This window comes from Plasticicumulans lactativorans, assembly GCF_004341245.1.
Classification (GTDB): Bacteria; Pseudomonadota; Gammaproteobacteria; order Competibacterales; family Competibacteraceae; genus Plasticicumulans_A; species Plasticicumulans_A lactativorans.
This window is the reverse complement of sequence record NZ_SLWY01000005.1, coordinates 130,041-151,494: the sequence shown is the minus strand read 5'-3', so window position 1 is coordinate 151,494 and position 21,454 is coordinate 130,041. Positions and strand designations below refer to the sequence as shown.

The 21,454-nt window shown below is 66.1% G+C and carries 15 protein-coding genes; 4 read left to right on the top strand and 11 right to left on the bottom strand.

The genetic code is table 11. The features are described from left to right. Positions 1-511: 511 nt before the first annotated feature. From EV699_RS05365 to EV699_RS05355, 3 genes are all read right to left on the bottom strand, one after another. A complete protein-coding gene (locus tag EV699_RS05365) occupies positions 512-2,083 on the bottom strand; it encodes a glycosyltransferase family 39 protein (protein WP_165904045.1) in 1,572 nt (523 codons plus the stop codon). Between the two features lie 70 nt (positions 2,084-2,153). After that, positions 2,154-2,882, bottom strand: a complete 729-nt coding sequence (locus EV699_RS05360; protein WP_132539729.1) for an SDR family oxidoreductase — start codon at positions 2,880-2,882, stop codon at positions 2,154-2,156. A 148-nt stretch (positions 2,883-3,030) separates the two neighbouring features. Beyond that, positions 3,031-3,966, bottom strand: coding sequence for a helix-turn-helix domain-containing protein (locus EV699_RS05355; protein ID WP_132539727.1), 936 nt, complete (start codon positions 3,964-3,966; stop codon positions 3,031-3,033). Between the two features lie 557 nt (positions 3,967-4,523). Between EV699_RS05355 and EV699_RS05350 the strand changes: the two genes are divergently transcribed. From EV699_RS05350 to EV699_RS05340, 3 genes are all read left to right on the top strand, one after another. Beyond that, a complete protein-coding gene (locus tag EV699_RS05350; protein WP_132539725.1) occupies positions 4,524-6,191 on the top strand; it encodes an alpha-glucosidase family protein in 1,668 nt (555 codons plus the stop codon). A gap of 141 nt (positions 6,192-6,332) precedes the next feature. Further along, positions 6,333-7,532 (top strand): MFS transporter, encoded by a 1,200-nt coding sequence (locus EV699_RS05345; protein ID WP_132539723.1) that lies wholly within the window; start codon positions 6,333-6,335, stop codon positions 7,530-7,532. A 148-nt stretch (positions 7,533-7,680) separates the two neighbouring features. Beyond that, complete coding sequence (locus EV699_RS05340; RefSeq protein WP_132539721.1) at positions 7,681-9,348, top strand: glycoside hydrolase family 13 protein; 1,668 nt, start codon at positions 7,681-7,683, stop codon at positions 9,346-9,348. Between the two features lie 269 nt (positions 9,349-9,617). On the opposite strand, the gene EV699_RS05335 is transcribed toward EV699_RS05340, so the two are convergent. Then, positions 9,618-10,307, bottom strand: a complete 690-nt coding sequence (locus EV699_RS05335) for a type 1 glutamine amidotransferase domain-containing protein (RefSeq protein ID WP_132539719.1) — start codon at positions 10,305-10,307, stop codon at positions 9,618-9,620. Between the two features lie 117 nt (positions 10,308-10,424). On the opposite strand from EV699_RS05335, the gene EV699_RS05330 reads away from it, so the two are divergent. Next, positions 10,425-11,345 (top strand): LysR family transcriptional regulator, encoded by a 921-nt coding sequence (locus tag EV699_RS05330; RefSeq protein WP_132539717.1) that lies wholly within the window; start codon positions 10,425-10,427, stop codon positions 11,343-11,345. Between the two features lie 125 nt (positions 11,346-11,470). Here the strand turns inward: EV699_RS05330 and EV699_RS05325 are convergent, their stop codons facing one another. The 7 genes from EV699_RS05325 to zorA form a co-directional block, all read right to left on the bottom strand. Beyond that, a complete protein-coding gene (locus EV699_RS05325) occupies positions 11,471-11,725 on the bottom strand; it encodes a Txe/YoeB family addiction module toxin (protein WP_132539715.1) in 255 nt (84 codons plus the stop codon). Next, positions 11,722-11,973 carry a type II toxin-antitoxin system Phd/YefM family antitoxin gene (locus tag EV699_RS05320; RefSeq protein ID WP_132539913.1) on the bottom strand — a complete coding sequence of 84 codons (252 nt, stop codon included), beginning with the start codon at positions 11,971-11,973 and terminating at the stop codon, positions 11,722-11,724. Before EV699_RS05320 ends, EV699_RS05325 begins: the two co-directional genes overlap by 4 nt. A gap of 279 nt (positions 11,974-12,252) precedes the next feature. Further along, positions 12,253-14,259, bottom strand: a complete 2,007-nt coding sequence (locus EV699_RS05315; protein WP_279389400.1) for an SNF2-related protein — start codon at positions 14,257-14,259, stop codon at positions 12,253-12,255. Between the two features lie 163 nt (positions 14,260-14,422). Next, on the bottom strand, positions 14,423-16,051 hold the full coding sequence (locus EV699_RS20185) for a hypothetical protein (RefSeq protein WP_243662569.1): 1,629 nt from the start codon (positions 16,049-16,051) through the stop codon (positions 14,423-14,425). Positions 16,052-16,054: 3 nt separating this feature from the next. Next, positions 16,055-17,767 (bottom strand): EH signature domain-containing protein, encoded by a 1,713-nt coding sequence (locus EV699_RS05310; protein WP_132539711.1) that lies wholly within the window; start codon positions 17,765-17,767, stop codon positions 16,055-16,057. After that, positions 17,752-18,579, bottom strand: a complete 828-nt coding sequence (locus EV699_RS20415; protein ID WP_132539709.1) for a flagellar motor protein MotB — start codon at positions 18,577-18,579, stop codon at positions 17,752-17,754. Before EV699_RS20415 ends, EV699_RS05310 begins: the two co-directional genes overlap by 16 nt. A gap of 5 nt (positions 18,580-18,584) precedes the next feature. Further along, complete coding sequence (zorA, locus tag EV699_RS05300) at positions 18,585-20,960, bottom strand: anti-phage ZorAB system protein ZorA (RefSeq protein ID WP_132539707.1); 2,376 nt, start codon at positions 20,958-20,960, stop codon at positions 18,585-18,587. Between the last annotated feature and the right edge of the window lie 494 nt (positions 20,961-21,454).

The following is a 21,454-nucleotide window of genomic DNA, read 5'->3' as shown; positions in this document are numbered from 1 at the left end:
AATCGATGCACTTATTAAGTGCATCGACCGAGCAAAGAACTCCTCACGCCAGGCTCTGAGGTTCATCGATGAGCCTATTCGGTGCATCCGAGCACCTAATAGGTTCATCGTTGCAGCGATTTGCTCGATCGTTGCAGCTCGGCGCTTCGTCGTTCTCACTCCGAGCTGCATCGTTCCCGTTCCGGGCTCAACCGTTGCGCCTCCGGGCGAGGTCGGTGTCGCGACGGGACGCATCGTTCCGACGTCGTTCCCGGTCGGCGAGGCCCGGCGGGTGGCACGTGCGGCGCCGGGTGCGAGCGGTGGCGCGCGCTGGCGCATCGGAACATCGCCCCGCCGCATGCCCCCCTCGAACCGCCCGGCGGCGCCGGCCGGGCGGGCGCCGGCCCGAACCGGCATCATGGGGCCCCCACCCCATCGGGATGATCGAACGATGCGCACGCAGTACTACACGGCGGCGAGCCTCGACGGCTTTCTGGCCACCGAGGACGGCGAACGCGGCGGCGACGGCCGCTCAGGGTAGGCGGGGGGCGCAGGCGCCCCCGGCCCCGGCGGGCGGCAGGTGGGCAACCCAGAACACGGCCGGCGCCTCGGCGGCGTCCCCGTTGCGGGGCACGCTGATCACGCGCTCGTCGGTGAGGGCGGGAAAGCGTGCCCGCAGCCCCTGGAGCAGTGCCTCGTCGTCGGCGTCGTCATGCCGTTCGTGCAGGAACACGGCGCCGGTCCGGCACATGGCGCTCTCGTCGAGCCAGGGATTGGCCTTCGGGTCCCAGCCGAAATACGGCACCGGCTTGTCACGGGCGTAGTCCACCACGCCGGCGACGCTCCAGCGGTCACCGGCAACGACGCGCAGCGGGCGGCCATAGGCGTGCCGCCAGTCCTGCGTGAGCCGCTCCGCCAGTGGCCGGTACGGGAACGTCGCCTGCGTCCACGGGTGCTCGTGGTACTTCGACGCGCAGACGAGGGCCACGACGAGGCACCAGCCGGCCACGGCAGCGGCAAAGCGGCGCAACTGGCGCTCGCTGAGCTCGGGGACGAAGAACAGCACCAGCGCGACGCCGAGCAGCGAATGGAACGGGAAGCCCCAGCTCGTCACCAGGTGGCCGCCGGTGCCGAGCGCGAACAGCAGCGTGAGCAGCGTCGGCCCGGCGGCGAGCGCGAGCACGTACACGTGGCCGAGCCTGCGCGCGTCGAAGCGCCCGTGCCGGCGCGGCAGCAGCAGGAACAGGCCCAGCGCGGGCAGCAGATAGCCGAGCTGGTTCTTCAGGAACAGCAGGGGCTGGTACAGGGCGTGGTGCACATGCGGCTGCGGCTCGGCGGCGAGCGCCGCTGCGTCGAGGCGCCCGAGCGCGTAGTCCACGGTGATGAAGTCGTGCCGGACCAGCCAGGCCAGGTTGGGGGACAACACCCCGACGGCGACCAGCACGCCGGCGTAGAACGCCGGGGTGGCGAGGCTGCGCCGGCCTGCGCGGGTGGCGAGCAGCACGCCGGCCAGCACGAGGAGCAGGATCGCGCTCTCGTACTTGGCGAGCAGCGCGAGCCCCGCCCACAGGCCGGCGTGGCACCAGCGCGGCAGGTCGGGCCTGAGCAGCGCGCGGTAGAAGGTCAGGCTCAGCAGCGCCCAGGTCGGCAGCATCGCCACGTTGGGGTTGAACACGAAGGACGACAGGCTGAACGAGCTGAAGTTGTAGTAGCCGATCCCCTCCAGCAGCAGCACCGCCACCAGCGCCCGGCGGGCGTCGAGCAGGTCGCGCGCGAGCCGCCACACCGCCCACAGCGCCAGCGCCACGCAGAGCTGCGCGGCGAGGTAGATCGGCCAGCCGACGACGCCGAAGGCGCCGGTGAAGGCCGCGCTCAGCCACGGGGCCAGGAAGGGGTGCTTGTCGTAGCCCAGTTGCCACATCCGCCCCCAGGCGACCCCTTCGAGGGCATCCCGCGGCAGCGCGGGGTAGAGCACGGCGGGGAGCAGCGTCCACAGCACGACGTGCAGCGTGCACAGCGCCCCGATCAATGCGGCGGGAGACCACGCCTCGCGCCGCCGCGGGCCGGGCGTGCCCGCGGCGTCGAGGTGTGCGTCGTGGCTCAAGTGGACGGGCTGCGGGAAGCGCATCGGGGACGTCACCGGTTCGGGGAGCGAGAGGGCAGGCGGGGTGCGGCTACAGATCGAACTGCGTGGGCATCATGACCACGTCGCGAATGGTCATGCCACGAGGCCGCGTCAGCATGAACATCACCACCTCGGCCACGTCGCTGGCCTCCAGCAGGCTCCCCGATTCCCTGGCCTCCTGCAGCTTTTCCGCCGGCCAGTCGGCGAGCAGCGCGCTGATGACCGGGCCGGGCGAAATCGAGCCGACCCGGATGCCATGCCTGAACACCTGGCGCCGCACCGTCTGGACGAAGCAGTTGATCGCCCATTTCGACGACGCATAGACCGGCTCCCACGGCGTCGGGAAATGCGCCGCCAGGGAACTGGTGACGATGATGTCGCCCGTCCGGCGTTCGATCATGTGGGGCAGCACGTCGTGCACGTTCTTCATGACGACGTTGACGTTCAGGTTCAGCATCCGGTCGATCGCGGCGTTGTCGTTGTCGACCAGGTCACCGCCCACGTACGAACCGGCATTGGCGTGCAGGATGTCGAGTCGGCCCGCCTTTTCCAGCACGCTCGGCAGCAGCGTCGCGCAGTCCTGCGCATCGAGCAGGTTGATGACCAGCGGAATCACCGCGTCGCCGTAGCGGCGCTGAAGAGTGCCCAGCGCGGCCGCGTCGCGGTCGACCATCACCACGCGTGCGCCGGCGGCCAGCATGGCCTCGGTGCTGGCCAGTCCGATGCCCGATGCAGCCCCGGTGACGACAGCCACCTTGCCTTCCAGTTCTCTTGTCATGATCTCGCTCTTCTCTCGTTGGACGCCTTGAATCGGCATGCGCGCGGGCAGCCCTTACCCCCGCCTTGTGGCACCACGCCACGGGTCGAATCGCTTTGCGCTCGCGGCATCGACGATCGCGAACGCGGTCACCGAAACGGAGCGCCGGTCACCCCATCGGGGACGGTGCCGCCCCCAGGCGCTCCAGGCTCTGGCGGCGAAACTCCCGCGGGGTAATGCCCTTCACGTCGCGAAAGCGCCGGTTGAAATTGGCGACGTTGTTGAAGCCGACGGCATAGCAGATGCTCGAAATCTGGCTCTCGCTGTGCATCAGCAACTCGCACGCCTTGTGGATCCGGACCCGGTTCACGAAGGCGGTGAACGTGCTGTCGGTCAGCTTGCTGAACCAGCGCGAGAAACGGCTCTCGCTCATGTTGATGCGTGCCGCCACCTGGGCGACCGGCATCGGTTCGGGGTAGTGCTCGTTGACGTACTCGATGACCCTGCTGATCGTCGCCGGCGCATGCCCGGCGCCGGTGCCGATCACGGGCTCCGACGACAGCAGGCGATAGTCTTCACAGCGTCGCAGTTGGCATAGCAGCCCGATGAACTCGGCAAAGCGTTCCAGGCCATGGCTGCGCTTGATGCGATGGAAGCGGTCGCGAACGCTGTCGCTCAAGCCGAAGAACTCGACGCCGTGACGCGCCCGCTCCAGCAACGGCCCGACCTCCTCCAGTTCCCTGATCGCACGCATCCCCTCCCGCAGGGGTTCCTCCCGGAACTGGATCACCAGGCTGCGCACGCCCAGGCCGTTCGGCGGGAGATCGGTCGAAATCCAGTTGTGTGGCAATCGTGGCCCCGTGAGCACCAGATGGCCGGGCTCGAAATGGCCGACGTAATCGCCCACGAAGGCACGGCCCTGCCCTGCGACGATCAGTTGCAACTCATATTCATCGTGGCAGTGCCACCGCTCCAGTGGCGTGGGACTGCCATGCTCGACGCAGTGCACGAACCGGGAGGCGTCCCGCGGCTCATAACCAAGCCGGGGGTCTCGAACCAGGTCGTGCTCGAATTCCGGGGTGAACTTCTGGCGGCGGTTTTTCATCGCGGTGGTATTCCCGTGCGCACCGGCATCCGCATGCCGTGCCGATGTCCGACAGGGTTTGAATTATAGGCCGTGACGAAATCGTCGCTGATATGGATCGGGCTCATTCTGATACTTTCCTGCACGTGCACGCACCCGACGGGCACCACGCCTAATTGATGCATCCGCGGGCACCTCGCCGCCGCTCCGCTGGCAGCGGCGTGCGGCCAGCCGCGAAACGCCAGTGACGACGGCGTCCGCCGCGGTACGACATCGATCCAGGTTTTTTATGATTCTTCGAGTTTTCTGACAGTGATTCGGCTTGAGGCGAAAAGGGTTCGTCCCCTAATCTTGCGGCACTGCGAACGGTATCGACACAGGTCTTCGCGGCTTCCCATTAGCATTTCCCGTTGCCATTCCATCACGGCCGATGGTGATTCCAGCCGGCCGGCATTACACCTCCGGGAAGGTGCCGATAGACGAAGCCACCGCATGGGCAGCGTTCCCGTACGGCGAATACCGAGGCGTAATTCCCGTTTCGCAGAAACTCAGGCAACCCACCCAGGATCCGGAATCCCATGGCACTGAAACACGTCGACTCACACCCCGCGAAAACCACCGCCCCGAACGACGGCTGGTGGCGCGGCGGCGTGATCTACCAGATCTACCCGCGCAGCTACCAGGACAGCAACGGCGACGGCATCGGCGACCTGCCGGGCATCACGCAACGGCTGGAGCACATCGCTCACCTGGGCGCCGACGCGATCTGGCTGTCGCCGTTCTTCAGGAGCCCGATGAAGGACTTCGGCTACGACATCAGCGATTACTGCGACGTCGATCCGATGTTCGGCACGCTCGACGACTTCCGTACGCTCGTCGCGCGGGCACACGCACTGGGCCTGAAGGTGATGATCGACCAGGTGTATTCCCACACCTCCGACCAGCATCCGTGGTTCGTCGAGAGCCGCGCGAGCCGCGCCAACCCGAAGGCCGACTGGTACGTCTGGGCCGACCCGCTGCATGACGGCAACCCGCCGAACAACTGGCTGTCGGTCTTCGGCGGCAGCAGCTGGCAATGGGACACGCGGCGGCGCCAGTACTACCTGCACAACTTCCTGACCAGCCAGCCGGACCTGAACTTCCACAATCCGGACGTCCAGGAAGCCGTGCTCGCGTCGGTGAAGTTCTGGCTCGACATCGGCGTCGACGGCTACCGGCTCGACGTCGTCAACATGTACTTCCATGACCAGCGACTGCGCAGCAACCCGGGGCGCGGTGAGCCCGACGGCAGCGACGGGGCGGTGCCCGCGACCAACCCCTACGGCTGGCAGTGGCACCAGTTCGACAAGAGCCAGCCGGAGAACCTGGCCTTCCTGCAGCGCCTGCGCGCGCTGGTCGACGCGTATCCGAACACGACGATGGTCGGCGAGATCGGCGACGACGACGGCCTCGCACGCGTCGCCGAGTACACCCGCGACGGCGACAAGCTGCACATGGCGTACTGCTTCGACCTGCTCGGCGAGGCGCACGATGCGCCGTTCCTGCACCGCGTCCTCACGCGCTTCAACGAGGTCGTCGGCAGCGGCTGGCCGTGCTGGGCGATCACCAACCACGACATCGCGCGCGTCGCCACGCGCTGGGGCGGCGCCCACCCGCCGGCTGCGCTGCTGCGCGCCGCCGCGGCGCTGCAGCTGAGCCTGCGCGGCAGCTCGTGCATCTATCAGGGCGACGAGCTGGGCCTGCCCGAGGCCGAGATCGCGTTCGAGGACCTGCAGGACCCGTACGGCATCGCGATGTGGCCCGAGTTCAAGGGCCGCGACGGCTGCCGCACGCCGATGCCGTGGGACAGCACCGATCCGCGGCTCGGCTTCGGCAGCGCCAGGCCCTGGCTGCCGGCCGCCGAGAGCCACCGCGCGCTGGCGGTCGATCGCCAGGAGGCCGACGGTACGTCGCTGCTGCACTTCTACCGCCAGCTGCTCGCCTGGCGGCGCGGCCAGCCCGCGCTGATCCACGGCGACATGCACCTGTTGCCGGTGCACGACCAGGTGCTCGCCTACGTGCGCGAGCACGCCGGCGAACGCGTGCTGTGTGCGTTCAACTTCAGTGGCACGCCGGCGAGCTACGTGCTGCCGGCCGGCACCGGCACGCCGACCCCGCTCGACGGCAGCGGCGTGAGCGGCGCCAGCGCCGATGCCGCCGGCCTGCACTTCGCCCCCTGGGGCGTGGTGTTCGCGCGCCTGACCTGACCTACCCCCGTAGCGCCTTCGGCGCTCCCCCTCAAGGGGGCGCCACCAGCGGACCGGCGCAGCCGGATCCGCGGTGGCCGCTGGGGAGAGGTACGCGCCGAGGGTGCTGCTGGCACCGTGAAGAACTGATGTGAGGACGACATGACGAATCCCGATCCGATTGCGGTACCGCTGCCCGGCTGCACCACCGACGACCCCGCGCCCGGCGCGCGTGCGCTGAGGCGGGCGCGCTGGGCGACCCGCGGGCTGTTCGCGTCGCTCGGCGTGCTGGCCGGCGCCTGGGGCGCGCACATCCCGTCGGTCCAGGCGAAGTACCAGCTCGACCCGGCGATGCTGTCGACCGTGCTGCTCGCCGCGGCCTGCGGCGCGCTGCTGTCGCTGTTCTTCGCCGGCCGCCTGATCGGCCGGATCGGCGTGCGCCGGGCCGCGCCGCTCGCGGCGCTGGTGATGGGCTCGATGCTGGCGCTGGCGCTGACCTGGCCCGGGCTGGCGCTGCTGCTGCCGGCGATGGTCGTGTTCGGCGCGGCGATGAGCCTGTTCGACGTCGCGATCAACGCCGAGGGCACCGCGCTTGAAAGCCTGAGCGGGCGCGCGGTGATGAGCAACCTGCACGGCATGTTCAGCGTCGGCGGGATGGCCGGCGCGGCGCTCGTCGCGGCGCTGCTGCGCGCCGGCGTCGCGCCGCTGGCGCAGCTGGCCGGCATCGGCCTGTTCGTCGCGGCGCTCGCCGTGGCGGCGTCGCGCGGCATGCTCGACGCCCACCCGCACGACGACGAGCCGAAGGCGCATTTCGCCTGGCCGCGCGGGCTGTTGCTGCTGATCGGGCTGCTGATCTTCGCCGGCATGACCGCCGAGGGCGTGATGTACGACTGGTGCGTGCTCTACCTGAAGCAGGAAGTCGGGATGCCGCAGGCCCAGGCCGCGCTCGGCTACGCGACGTTCTCGGCGGCGATGGCGCTGGCGCGCTTCGGCGCCGACGCGCTGCGCGCGCGCTACCCGGAGCGCTGGCTGCTGTCCGGCGGCGCGCTGCTGTCGGCGCTGGCGATGGCGGTCGTGCTGCTGTCGGGGCACCCGGGCGTTTCGCTGGTCGGCTACGCGCTGGTCGGCGCCGGGCTCGCGCCGGTCGTGCCGATCCTCTACAACGCCGCGACCAAGGTGCCGGGAACCAGCCGCGCCGCGGCGATCGCGTCGGTCTCGTCGATCGGCTACGCGGGCTTCATGATCGGCCCGCCGCTGATCGGCAGCATCGCGCAGGTGGCGTCTCTGACCGCGGCGATGGCGGTCGTGGTGGTCGCGGCGGTGCTGCTGGCGCTCGGCGCGCGGCGCGCGGCGCCGAACTGACGGCCGGCCGCGGGGCAGGGTGGCCGGAGCGGCGTCCGCCTCGCGTCATCCGGCACTTGCCATTCAACAAACCTCGGCGCCGCCCGCGATCGCGGGCGGCGCCGCCGCCTCCGACCCATCAACCCGCACATCCCTCAAGGAAACATTCATGGCATCCGCAAACCCCCAATCAGCCGCCGACTGGTGGCGCAGCGCCGTCGTCTATCAGGTCTACCCGCGCAGCTTTGCCGACGGCAACGGCGACGGCATCGGCGACATCGCCGGCCTGCGCCAGCGCCTGCAATACCTCGCCGAGCTCGGGGTCGACGCGATCTGGATCAACCCCTGGTACCCGTCGCCGATGAAGGACGCCGGCTACGACGTCTCGGACTTCCGCGACATCGAGCCGACCTTCGGCACGCTCGCCGAAGCCGAGGCGATGATCGGCGAGGCGCATGCGCTGGGCCTGAAGGTGCTGCTCGACATCGTGCCGAACCACACCTCGGACCAGCATGTCTGGTTCCAGCAGGCCTTGCAGGCCGGACCGGGCTCGCCGGAGCGCGCGCGCTACATCTTCCGCGACGGCCGCGGGCCGAACGGCGATGAGCCGCCGAATGACTGGATCAGCGTGTTCGGCGGCGAGCCGGCCTGGACGCGCATCACCGAAGCCGACGGCAAGCCGGGCCAGTGGTACCTGCGGCTGTTCGCGGCCGAGCAGCCCGACGTCGACTGGGAGCACCCGGAGGTGCGCGCCGAATACGAGAGCGTGCTGCGCTTCTGGTTCGACCGCGGTGTCGACGGCTTCCGCATCGATGTCGCGCATGGCCTGGTGAAGGCCGACGGCCTGCCCGACATCGGCGAGCGCGCGCTGCCGCAGAACGAGGACCCCGACCACCCGCACTGGGACCGGCCGGGCGTGCACGCGATCTACCGCGCCTGGCGCGAGCTGGCCGATGCGTACGACCCGCCGCGGGTGTTCGTCGCCGAGGCCTGGGTCAGCCCGCCGGAGCGCCTGGTGAAGTACGTGCGCGCCGACGAGCTGCACACCAGCTTCAACTTCGACTTCCTCGTCTCGCCGTGGCAGGCCGCCTGGCTGCGCGCGACGATCGACCGCACGATCGAGTCGCACGCCGGGGTCGGCGCGCCGCCGACCTGGGTGCTGTCGAACCACGACGTCGTGCGCGAGGTGTCGCGCTACGCGCGGCCCGACGTCGCCGACACGACGCACCGGCTGTCGGACCTGCTGAAGCTGCGCGCCGACTTCGCGCTCGGCCTGCAGCGGGCCCGCGCCGCGGCGCTGCTGATGTTCGCGCTGCCCGGCGGCGCCTACGTCTACCAGGGCGAGGAGCTGGGGCTGCCCGAAGTCGAGGATCTGCCCGACGAGGTGCTGCAGGACCCGACTTTCGTGCAGACCGGCGGCGAGCAGCGCGGGCGCGACGGCTGCCGCGTGCCGCTGCCGTGGTCGGGCCAGCAGGCGCCGTTCGGCTTCAGCCCCGACGGCGCGACGCAGGCGCCGTGGCTGCCGCAGCCCGCGTCCTGGGCCGGGCTGACCGCCGAGGCGCAGCGCGGCGTGGCCGGGTCGACGCTGGAGCTGTTCCGCGCCGCGCTGCAGTTGCGCCGCAGCGAGCCGGCGCTGGGCGACGGCGAGCTGCAGTGGCTGCCGTCGCCGGACGGGGTGCTGGCGTTCAGCCGCGGCAATGGCTTCGTCTGCATCGTCAACGTCTCCGCCGAAGCACTGCCGCTGCCGGCCGGCGCGACGCTGCTGCTGGCGAGCGAGGCGCTGGACGGCGACTGGCTGCCGACCAACGCCGCGGCGTGGCTGCGGACGCAAGCCTGAGCCCCTGGACGGCGGACGACGCGCGATCGCTGACGCCTCGGGCGGGCGCCGGCATGGCAGCGGCGTGAGCGGCGCCAGCACCGACGCCACCGGCCTGCACGTCGCCCCCTGGGGCGTGGTGTTCGCGCGCCTGGCCTGATCGCGCGAGCCTCGTGACCCTGCGCCCGGCTGCCTCGCGGCCGGGCCACGGAAGCGGTGAGGCCGGGCGCCACCGACAGGGCGACGGCCACGGTGAGCCGTCGCCGCGCAGGCGCGCGGCTACCGGCCGCTCACCCGGCCAGCGCCTGCAGTACCAGCTCGGCGACGCGCCCGGAGGACTGCGGGTTCTGGCCGGTGACGAGCGTGCCGTCGCGCACCGCGAACGACTGCCAGTTCGGTGCCCCTTCGAAGCGGGCGCCCAGCTCCCGCAGCCGCGACTCCAGCCTGAAGGGCACGACGTCCGCGAGCCCGACCTCGTCCTCTTCCGCGTCGGTGAAGCTGTTGATGCGCCTGCCGTCGACGATGGGCCTGCCGTCGTCCCGCCGCGCCGTCACCAGGCCGGCGACACCGTGGCACACCGCGGCGATGACCTTCTGCTGCCGGTAGGCCCCCTCCACCACCTTCGTCACGCCGGCGCTGGCGGGCAGATCCCACATCGTGCCGTGGCCGCCGGGGAAGAACACCGCGTCGAAGTCGTCGATGGCGAGTTCATCGACGTGGCGCGTGTGCTCGACCGCGCGCAGCAGGGCGTCGTCGCCCAGCATGCGCTCGACCGCCGGCTCGTTCTGGCCGCGCGCCTTGAGGCTGCCCGGATCGATGGGCGCGCGACCGCCGCGGGTCGACGCGAGGGTGATGACGGCGCCGGCGTCCTGCAGCGCGTAGTAAGGCGCGGCGAGCTCCTCGGCCCACAGCCCGGTCGGCTTGCCGGACTCGCCCATGCGGTCGTTCGAGGTCAGCACCATCAGGATTCGCTTGTTCATGTCGTCTGCTCCCGGTTGAAGCGCCGGCACCGCCGGCATGGGGCGTACTGTATTGATGTACCTCCGGCGCATAAACTGCCCTGCAAGAACATCACTCTTGACACCGTGGAACAGGACATGGCGCGCGCCTTCGAGCCGGTGCATCTGGGCAGCATCGAGGTGTTCTGCAGGGCGGCGGAGCTGCGCAGCTTCAGCGCCGCGGCCGAGGCGCTGGGGCTGACGCCGGCGGCGGTGAGCCGGACCATCGCCCGGCTGGAGGGGCGCCTGGGGGTGCGCCTGTTCGTCCGCACCACGCGCAGCGTCAACCTGACCAGCGACGGCGAGCTGTACTTCCGCGAGTCGCGCCAGGCACTCGAACAGATCGTCGAAGCGGAGCGGGCCATCACCGGCAACCAGAGCACGCCGTCGGGCCTGCTGCGCGTCAGCGTCCCGACCACCTACGGCCACTACCGCCTGCTGCCGCTGCTGCCGGCATTCCTGGCGCGCTACCCGAAGGTCGACATCGAGCTCGACATCTCCAATCGCAACGTCGACTTCATCGAGGAGGGCTACGACCTCGCGATCCGCCACGGCCAGCTCGCCGACTCGCAACTGGTCGCCCGCACGCTCGAAGACGCCCGCTTCGGCGTCTTCGCCGCGCCGGCGTACCTGCGGGCATCCGGCACGCCGCGGACGCTCGACGAGCTGGCGCGGCACCGCTGCATCCAGTTCATCCTGCCGAGCACCGGCCGGCCGATGGCGTGGTCCTTCCGCCAGGACGGCGCAGACGTCGAATGGCCGTTCAGCAGCGGCCTGCGGGTGGGGCACGACGTGCTCGGCTGCGTGAACCTCGCGAAGGCCGGCGCCGGCCTGTGCCAGAGCTACCACTTCATCGTCGACGAAGCCCTGCGCCGCGGCGAACTGGTCGAAGTGCTGCAGGACTACGGCGGCAGGACACGCCCGTTCTCCGTGCTCTACCCCCAGAACCGCCACCTCTCCGCCCGCGTGCGCGCCTTCGTCGACTTCGTCAGCGGGGCGGTGGGGGGGCGGGCCCCGTAGCCCACGGGGCCGAACCCGGGGCAGCGGTCCGGAATTACGAGCCGGTGGGCTTTGGTCGAGCGTTTGCCATGCACGCTGCGCGGTGTCTGGCGCAGTCCCTCGTGACGGAGGCGGCGCAGATCACGTCAGTAGTGGTAGCGCAACTGCGCGATCAGCAGGGCATCGCCGTCGATGCGGTACACCATCCGATGTTCGTCGGTAATCCGGCGTGACCAGAAGCCCGCGAGGGCGTGCTTCAGGGGTTCAGGCTTGCCGATTCCTGAGAAAGGCTCCCGCCGCACCTCCTGGATCAGCTTGTTTATCCGTTCGAGCGTTTTCCGATCCTGCTTCTGCCAGTACAGGTAGTCGTCCCACGCTTCATCGGAGAAAACGAGCTTCACTCTACGAGTTCCCGCTCCGTGCCCTTGCCCTCGGCCAGTTGGGCCACGGAAGCGAGCAGCCGCCTGGCATTGGCCGGGCTGCGCAGCAGATACGCCGTCTCCTCCAGGGCCTTGTAATCTTCGAGCGAGAGCATGACGACCGATTGTTCGCCATTGCGGGTGATGATGACCGGTTCATGGTCTTCGCAGACACGGTCCATGGTCTTGGCAAGGTTTGCACGCGCGGCGCTGTAAGAAATCGCATCCATCCCAAAGCCCCCTCTGTACATGTACGCACTACTGTACAGACAGAGATTGACATCTCGCAATGCGCTGAGGCCCATCCGGCCAAGGAAGGACATAGCGCGGCTTGCCGCGATGCCCGCCCTCCTCCTCTCCGCCCGCGTGCGCGCCTTCGTAGACTTCGTCAGCGGGGCGGTGGATGGGCGGGCCAGGTAGTTCAAGGAAACCGAATCCGGACAGTGACATGGACAGGTGCCGAAAGAGACCCTGGAAGCCACTCGAAATTAGCTGCGAACGTGCGCTGATCAGGAAATGTCATCCATGGTAATGGCTTCCCGAGCAAGCCAGGATAGCCAGTCGGTTTGCTGCCATAACTCGACACTAAGCTGTCGTGCGTGCTCTTCGGCCCCGTCGGTAAAGCGCTGGTTGGTAGCCGCAACGAGCGTGAAGGTCACGTTCGGATGTTGCCGTCGGTAGACCTCGGCTCCAGCGACGACATCGCGAACGGCTTCCCAGCCAAGCCTCGGTTGTCGGCTGCTCGATTTGCATTGCACCAGCACACCGGTTGCGCCCCGGAATGCAACGACATCGATGCCGCCATCGCCACTCTTGGGCGTCAGGCTCGCCATATGTCCATCGCGCACCAGCCGTAGCCGGCACAGTCGCTCGAAGGCCTCAGACTGTAGGCGTGTGAGCAGTTCGGGTGTCAGAAGCAAATCAGTCGCAATGGAATCTCCGTCCGGCGTCTGCAGGCCGCGCCACTCGGACGCATCAAGTTCACCACTGCCATTCAGCATGTCTTGGGCAAGCGCCCGTTTGCCTGCAAGCAGACGGTCGAGCTTCGCCTCGAAGGTAACGAAATCCTTTGCGTGAACTGTCGGGTAGTACACGTGCACTGGCCGGGTTTGACCTATGCGATAAGCGCGGTCGGTGGCTTGATCCTCCTTGGCTGGATTCCAGGCACGGGTGAAATGGATCACATGGTTTGCAGCCTGAATGTTCACTCCAAATCCAACCGCCGTCGTCGAAAGGATGATGACGCCGAAGCCCGGCCGGCGCTGGAAGGCATCGATACGCGCCTGCCGCGAGCCATCACCGGCCTCGGCGCCAACCTTCGTGCTGCCGTTGATGATCTCGACCGGGATGCGGAAGTGTTCGCACACGCGATGTTTCAGCAATACCTGCAGGTCGCGAAACTCGGTGAACACGATCGCCTTCTCTCCGTGCGCGCGGATCGCTTCCAGTCGTGCAATCAACCAATCGAGCTTCGGCGACAGCCGGCGATGTTCAGCCAGCGCCTGACTGCGGGCGGGTTCGGTGCCGGATTCGCGAGGGTCAGCACAGATTGAGCGCAACCGATGCAGCAGGCCGAGAATCGGATTGCCGCGCCCGGCCGCACTGCTTACGGCCTCTTCCTTTTTACGCTGCGCGGCGTGGTAAGCATGCGCGGCCTGTTGATAGAGCGTGCGCTGGTAGCTTGATAGCGGCAACCTGCGACATTCAGCGTCCTCGTGCTTCGGCGGCAATTCGGCGACTTCGGACTTCATGCGCCTGAGCAATTGTGGCGCGATCAGCCGCCGCAACTCGTCGAGCTTCGCATGCTCCTCGTCAGTATGCGTTTCGATCGGCCGCCGATAGGTACTGCAGAACTGCCCGAGCGGCCCGAGCAGGCCGGGTTGCAGGAAGTCGAACAGGCACCAGAGGTCGGCAAGGGTGTTCTCGACTGGCGTGCCCGTACAGGCAATCTTGAAACGCGCGTTCTGTGCTTTCACTGCGTGCGTCATCAGCGCGCCTGGCGTTTTGATCTTCTGCGCCTCGTCGCAAACCATGATCGACCAGCGTTCGCGGCCGAAACCGAACTCACAGTCACGCAGCGTCTCGTAGGTGGTCAATACCAGTTTCGCATTGCCACGCCAACCGGGCCGCAACAACCCTTTGACGCCGCTCATCACGGTTTCGTGATCCATCTCATCAGCACGCAACTTGCGCGCACGCAGCACATCGCCGTACAGCGGCAGCACCGTAGCAGCCAGCGAGTCGGCAAAGAATCGCCGCAGTTCCACCTGCCAGTTGTCGAGCAGCGAGACCGGAGCAACGACCAAGGCGGATTCGGCATCGTCGCCTGTCGTCTCCAGATACCAGGCGATGAAAGCGAGCAGTTGCAGCGTCTTGCCAAGCCCCATGTCGTCAGCGAGCAGCGCACCGCGGACACCAAGCCCTTCCTGCGCTGCCCACAGGTGCTGTAACCACGCAAGTCCGACGTGTTGATGTGGCTTTAATGCGATCTCCGCACGAAGCGTGGCAGGGAGCACTGGGGTAGCCGCATCGGTGTTGAAAGCGAGCCCCTTAGCGCGCGCTTCGAGGTAGTCGAGTTTGTCCACGTTCTGCTTGATTAGCAGCACGTTCTGATTGATTGGCAGAGTGGGTGGCTTTGGCGCGTCGTCACCTTCTTCTGGATCAGAGTTCGATGAATCGTCACCCGGCGAATCGGCAGTAGGCTCGCGGATTGCCTCTTGGTAGGTGCTGACCAGCGCAGCAGCCTCTGCCGACGACAGATCCGCCGGCCAACCGTCCGGCTTGTATCGGGCATCGGTCGCGGGCTTCGTTGCAAGCCAGTCCTTCAGTTCCGCGATGGCCGCCTCGTGGATCGGCATCGTGATCCGCTCGCCTGTAGCCGTGACATGGCTGACGACGAACTCCAAAGTTCTCCGGCACCCAGCCCTGCCCGTCATCCTTGCGTGCCAGATACGGCACGTACCGCGGTTGATGCGCGCCAATGCCGAGCACGCGCGGAGCGTAGTTGGACAGTTCGGCCAGTTCGCCGTATGTCAGCGTCGGCTCCCCCGACCACGGTTCGGCGAGCCAGCCATACAGGCGCTGCAGCGTTTCCGCCGCGTCGCCGCGCAGCTCCAGCGTCTGCCGGCCCCAGCGGAAGCATGGCTCACTGCCGTCGAGTGCTGCAGCAAGCGCATTCATGAACGCATGGGCCGTGGCACGACTCTCTAGCCGTAATGCGGGCAGCACGGCAGTCTCGTCGTCGGCAATTCCGATTTGCACACGCACGGCTACGATACGACCATCACCGTCGCGCTCGGCGGCACAGTAGAATTCGTAGAAGCGCACACCAGCCTGCGCGCGGGCCGCTTCAAACCGCTCGGGCGGTACGACATTTCCCATCGACTCTCCGAGTAGAGCGTAGGGATTGCGCAGGAATGCCTCAGCACGTCGCCCGGACACACGTCGGCCCGGCATACGTTTGATTTCTCGCAGTACTGCGGCTGCATCCGGCTCGACGATCACACGGATGCGCCCACCCTCAGCCGTCGTCAGGTCGTAATGCGGCTGTACATCGGCATAAGCATCAAAGCGGTCGAGCCAAAGCTCCGGCGGCGCCCCCGCGATCAGCGGCGCGACCTCGACGACATCGGTACCGGACACGTCGACGTGGCGTAGCGCAAGATCGAGTTCGGCAGCGGTGAGAATCACCGTGCGCTCGAGATAAAGATCGAGCCGGGCACCAGCGGCCGTCGCAAGCTGCCGAATGTGTGCCCATGCCCGCTCCTGCTCGGCCTGGGTGCGCTCTTCAGAGGCACGACGGGCGAAATCGCGCACGGCAACCACGAGCCGCCAAGCAGCGGCTGGCAGCAGACGCGGCACGCCTCCAAGCACCGTTACCGCGCCGGTGCGCTCAAGTGCAACTGGGCGCGCATCCGGCGCCAGCCAGCCGAGACTGAGTTCAAAGCCGGGATCGCCAACGCTTCCGCTCGCATGCAGCATCGGCGCGACCGCAGCCAGCTCGGGCAAGCCGAGCAGCGCATCACATCCGCGATATTCGGCTGACTCACGGAGTTGATACGCCTCGCCCCACCCGAGCAGTAGTGCATCATCCATCGCGACCGCGTAGCCTTCTTCCTCAATCTGCGCGAGCAGCGTTACACGCTCCCATTCAGCAAAGGACTCAGGCGTGCGCAGCCAGTCGACCGCGACGACCGGCACACCGTCACCGGCGGCGCGATATTCGAGGCCGCCTTCAGTAAAAGCCTCATGCAGCGTGACTTTGCCATCGGTATCGGGTTTCTTGCGACCGCGGAGCCAGGAGAACATGGGTTATTTCTTCCACCAGCCGCGATTCTGAACGTACTTGAAGCCGAGCCGTGCAAGTTGCTCCGCAAATGAATCGGTAAATCGGTCATGAGCAACCCACAATGCGCCGCCTTTGTTCCGGTTATCCTCAATGCCGATTGCCTTGGCCTGCGCATGAGCTATGACATCTGCAACACTCCACAATACGACCTGATTCTGATCCGGATTCCTTGAAGATATCGTGTCCACGTTTTTACCCGATGCCGGACCGGGCTGACCCGTTTGAATCTGGTTTGCGCCTGCTCCCGATCGGCCAGACGGGGAGCCGACCGGATGCGATGTTCGGCGCTCCTTGTCTGGAACGATCCCCAACTTTTGCAGGTCATAAGCGAATCCATGTTCCCATGCACCATTGTGTATGAGGCGGGCTACTATCTTGCTCTTGTCCTTGAGTTGATCCGTTGACAATTTCCGCATGTTCAGACTGAAAGGGATGTTGTTCTCCGGATAAATATACGTCGCGCCGATCCCGCCGAATTCGACGACGTAGTAGCCATTGATTCTGAAAATGAACGCATTTCCGGATGTGCTTGCATCGCGGAACAAACTGATGAGTTCGTGGTATTTGCTGCGAAATTTTTTATAGTCAAGGCTTTGACTGTGATACGTCTGCGAATTCAGGCAGAAATGAAACAAATCAATTGAACTCTTGTATCTAAGCCAGAATTCGAGTCGACGCGTATCGGCCGCCCGGTCTTCCTGCAACAGCATGAAGAAGGTTTCAAGCGCATCGACGACCAGCCAGGTGCGCACCATCTGGTGAGCATCAGGCGTAGTGAGCGCCCAGCGGGTATTGCGTTCGAGATGTGGACTGCCCCAGGCATCGCTAACTGTATCGCGCAACACCGCATGCACCTGGGCACGCCGTCCGGACGCGGCGTAGCGCTCGAGCAGGGCGGCGAGTCCGTGATCGCGTATCGCAGGCCGTTCGGTGACGCGGCTCAGCAGTACGTCGAGATGAGCGAGGAAGCCGGCATCGTCCCGTGCCGTCACCACGCGCACCTGCGCCAGCAGCAATTCACTCCAGAACCACGATGTTTCCGGAATCTGCAGATCGGTACGCAGTTGCGCAAGCACCGGGTCGGTGGCATCGAGCGCGGCCGCGCCGTAGCGTGTGCAGGGTTCGTCGCCGAGCAGGTTGGCGTGTTCGTGCAATCGTTCGAGCCAGGTCGGACGGAAGCGTGCTCTGGCGTACAGCGGATCGAGCGTGTCGGCGAGCAGCGTGCGCAGCTGCAGCCAGTTGTCGCGTCCGATCGATTGCCCGGCAGGGGGAGCGAAGCGCAGATAGGCGTCGAGCAAACCGCGCCAGACGTTGGGACGCAGCAGCGCGTCGCCATATGCCTCGCGAAGCACGGCAAGCGTATTCGGTAACAAGTGCTGCTCGTCGAGCACCCGGCGCGACGGCGTGCCCGCAGGCTCGCACAGTGCCCAGCACACGTAGCGCACATGGCTGCGCAATGCGACTTCCGGACCGCGGGTACGCAACAGGTTCAGCGCTTCGGCGAGACGGTCGCGGTGCTGCGCCGGCGAGTTGTCGCCACCGACTCGCTCCGATATTTCCGCGACCGCCTGCTGCAACGGCTGCAAATTCACAAAGATCGGCTGTCGGGCCTCAATCGACTTCAGGCGATGGTGCAATTGTCGGGTCAAACGCTCGAGCATCAGTTCAACTGACATTTGCCAGTCTCCACGGGCGGCATGGCAAGCACGGCTTCGGCTACCCGGTCGCTGTCGTCATCCTCAGCCGCGTAAAAATCGAGTCGCAATTCGACGCGACGGCTTTCTTCTTTCGAAGCACGCGCCGAGTTGAACGAAAAACCGCCAACAACGAACAACTCGCGCACTCGGCGCTGCTGCTCGCCACTGAGGGGCGCTTCGCCATTGCCGCCACTCATCAGCGCACAGACCACGCTCTGCGCGCGCTTCATGCTGAGATCGAGATTGTAGAGATACGAACCAACCCTGTCGGTGAAGCCTTCAACGATCACACGCCGAAACCATTGGCGGCCCGATCCGGCATCGACTGCGCGGCCCGATCCGGCATCGACTGCAGCGAGCAGTTCCTGCACATAGCCGCGCAGCAATATCGCGCCTTCGCGCGAAAGGCGATGGTCGCCGCTGCCGAAACGTGCTGCCTCGCCGAAATCCACGATAAGCCGGTCCCGACTGACGCTGACCCGGCCGCGGTAGGCATCGGTACGGGCGGCGGCCTCTAACCGGTCAAGCACCTCGCCGATCGCATCCGCCCGTGCCTTCCGGCGTGCCTTGAGGGCGTCGATCTGTTTCTTCGCGTCCTCGAGTTCCTGCTTCTGCGCTTCGAGCACCTTCTGGCGCTCCAGCAATTCCTGCGTGATGGTCAGCAGCGACACACTCATGACCACCAGAAACAGCACCATCAGTGCGCTCATCAGGTCGGAATATGAAATCCAGAACGGCTTCTCACCTTCGTCGCGCGCACGACCGGCGGCAAATAGACGCAAACCGAGCATGAGCCCTATCTCCGACTCGCCGCAGCGCGTACGAGTTGATCGAGCGCTGCCTCCAGGTCCTGGATTTGGCTGGAGATCATGCTCACGGCGGTGGAAAGACCGCTGGTGATTTCACCAAACACATGATGCAAGTCGTCAGTCACCGCATTCAAGTTGTCAGTCACCGCATCGCTGAAACGGTTGAAACCCGTCTCCAACACACCGCCGATACCCTCTACAAAACGCCTGGAATCATCTTGCAGCGTGCGCGCCTGCTCGACCATGCGCTGCATATCGGCGACCAGGTTGCGGCTGACGCCGGTACGCGCTTCTGCATCAGCGACAAGCTGACGCAGCGTCCCGACCAATATGTCGATCTGCTCACGCTGGCGCGTATAGCCAGCGACGATCTCGCGCAACCCATTCGTAGCAGTAGTGAGATCGCTTGCCGCGCCGGCAACGTGGCCGTGCAGTTCTGCGCCGCGGTCGAGTACTTGCGCGATATGCTGGCCCGCGCTGCCCATGTCCTCAGCCGCGGCGCGGACCGAGCCGGCGCCGCGTTCAAGGCTTTCCGAGCCGGTGACGGTGATCTGTGCGAGCCGGTCGACGGTCGCGCGCAGCGCACCGACGCTCTGGTCGACCGCCGCGCCAAGCTGCTCGGTGCGAGCGGCCAGCGCACGCAGCAGCTCCGCGGTCTGCTGTTCGAGCTGCCAGCGGCGCTCCAGCTCCGCCGCGGCCCGTTCCTGATCGCTGCTGCGGGCGCGGGTTTCGGCCTCGGCGAGCTGCTGCTGGATGGCGCCCAGTGCCTTGCCGAGTCCGGCCTGCACCGCCGCGAGGTTGTCCTGCAGGGCCTCGCCGGTCCGTGTCTGGCGTTCGGCCTGATCCACCTGCATGTGCTGCACGAGCGTCAGCACTTGCTCACCGAGTTGTTGCTGACGCCGTTCAGCCTCGGCGAACAGGCGCTGCAATTCCTGACGGTACAGTTCACCTGCCTCGTGTGAAGATGCCCGCAACTGCTCAACAAGCGCGCCCAACCCAGTCTTCAGTTCATCTAGCGACTGCCGGCCGGCTTCACCCATCGCCTCGCGTTGCGTAGCGAGATCGCGCAGCAGGGCGTCGACACTGGCCCCGATGGCGGCGACCGATTCGGCGAGCTTCGCGGCGCTGTCACGCTGACTCTCGGCAACCGAGGCCTTGACCTGTCCGAGCAGTTCGATCATGGCCGCATTCGTCTCACGTTGGCGCCGGTCGACATCGTCCATCAGTGTGCGCAGATGATTTTCAACGGCTGCCGTGGTGTCGGTACCCGCGCTCGCAAGCCGCTCGACCAGTTCACCGAAACGGGTCTGCATGGACTGCATTGCCGAAGCGTTGCTGGCCATCAGATCGTTGAGGCCACTCATCTGGCCACCGAAAGTCGATTCGATCTTGCCAATCAGTGCCGACATCAAATCATTGATTGCATCACCCTGATGACCTCCAACGGTTTCGGCAACGCGGGTGATCTGCGCCATCGGTTCACGGAGGCCCTCGGCGATGGCACCGGAGATGCTGCCGGACAGTCCAGTTTCAGGATGAATCAGCCGATCACCGTGAGCGCGCAAACCCTCGGCAATCGACGTCGAAATCGTGTGCGAGAAGCTGCCGAGCAGTTCTTTCAGGTCGTTGACCAGGGCATCCTTGAGCAACCGGGTCTGTGCAGCGCTTTCCTCGGCCGAATTAACAAGCCGCGACAGATACTCCTCACCGGCACCGGCCTCGTAGCTACTGTCGATCGTCTGTGCCAGTGCCTCGGCACGGGCGTAACAGCGGTTCAACAGAAGCTTTTCGAGAAAGGTCACGACCATGGCAGCACCGATGGCACCGGCCGAGGCGATGAAAGCCTCGCGCACACCGTGCATCAGTTCGGCGAGGCTGGTCTGCAACTGCGTGGAATCGGTGCCGACCTGGAAGTTTTGCAGACCCGCCAGCAAACCGAAGAAAGTTCCGATGATGCCGATACCGGTCAGGATACCTGGTAGATGCTTAAAGAATTCGGTCCTCAGTGGCGTATCGACCAGAACACTAGGGCTGAAAAACGCTCCGGCAGGGACTGTAGCGCGTAGTTTCACGAGCCGCCGCTCGCCCTCCATGACGTCGTACTGCGGGTGCAGCGTTTCCGAGTACTCGGTCCAGGCATGGCCCAATTTTCCCCAATGCGCGAACACCGCCTGCATAGCTTCAGTTGTCACTACACCGCTGCGGTTGCGCAGCTTTTCAACCCCAACGTGCGCACGCTTCAGTCGCCCCTCAATACCCAGAGCGGGCAGGACATACAAGGCGAGAAAACCGACGAAAAGAAATCCTACGAAACCAAGCACGACCAGCGGCGGCCAAGTGAGAGAGGAGAGATCGATGGGCATCTGGAAGTACTTCGATCAGAAAAACGCTGGGAAACCGCCATCAATTGATGGCAGCGCTGATTTGGTGTCATTGCACGCGGATACTCGCCCTCCCTGGCAACGCTGGGCATCACCTTGGCCGCGGCTTCCATCGAACGGGGATACGGCACCAGCGCATGGCGACGCCGTGTACGGTGCGCCGTGATGCCAAAGGTCCATTTCGCCTCTAGCGAAGCGCTCAAGAGTGATGTCGCGGTGCTCGGGCAGCACAGCAGCGTAATCGCGGTGCTTCCCATTGATCCTGAGCACAGGTCATTTTTCCTTGTTGTTATTGTTTGAAGGTAAAGCCGATGATGCGTCGAACGCCGTTATGCGTAGATGCAGATACCTGCTAGTACCTGTTTTGTCCAGAGCATCAGGTTTCGTGTGACCAACAAGCTCTGCCGCCTTGCGTTCGAGATTCGGGGCGCGCGCGCAGCGCATCTCGTGACACCGTAGCGGTGATCGCGCTCAAA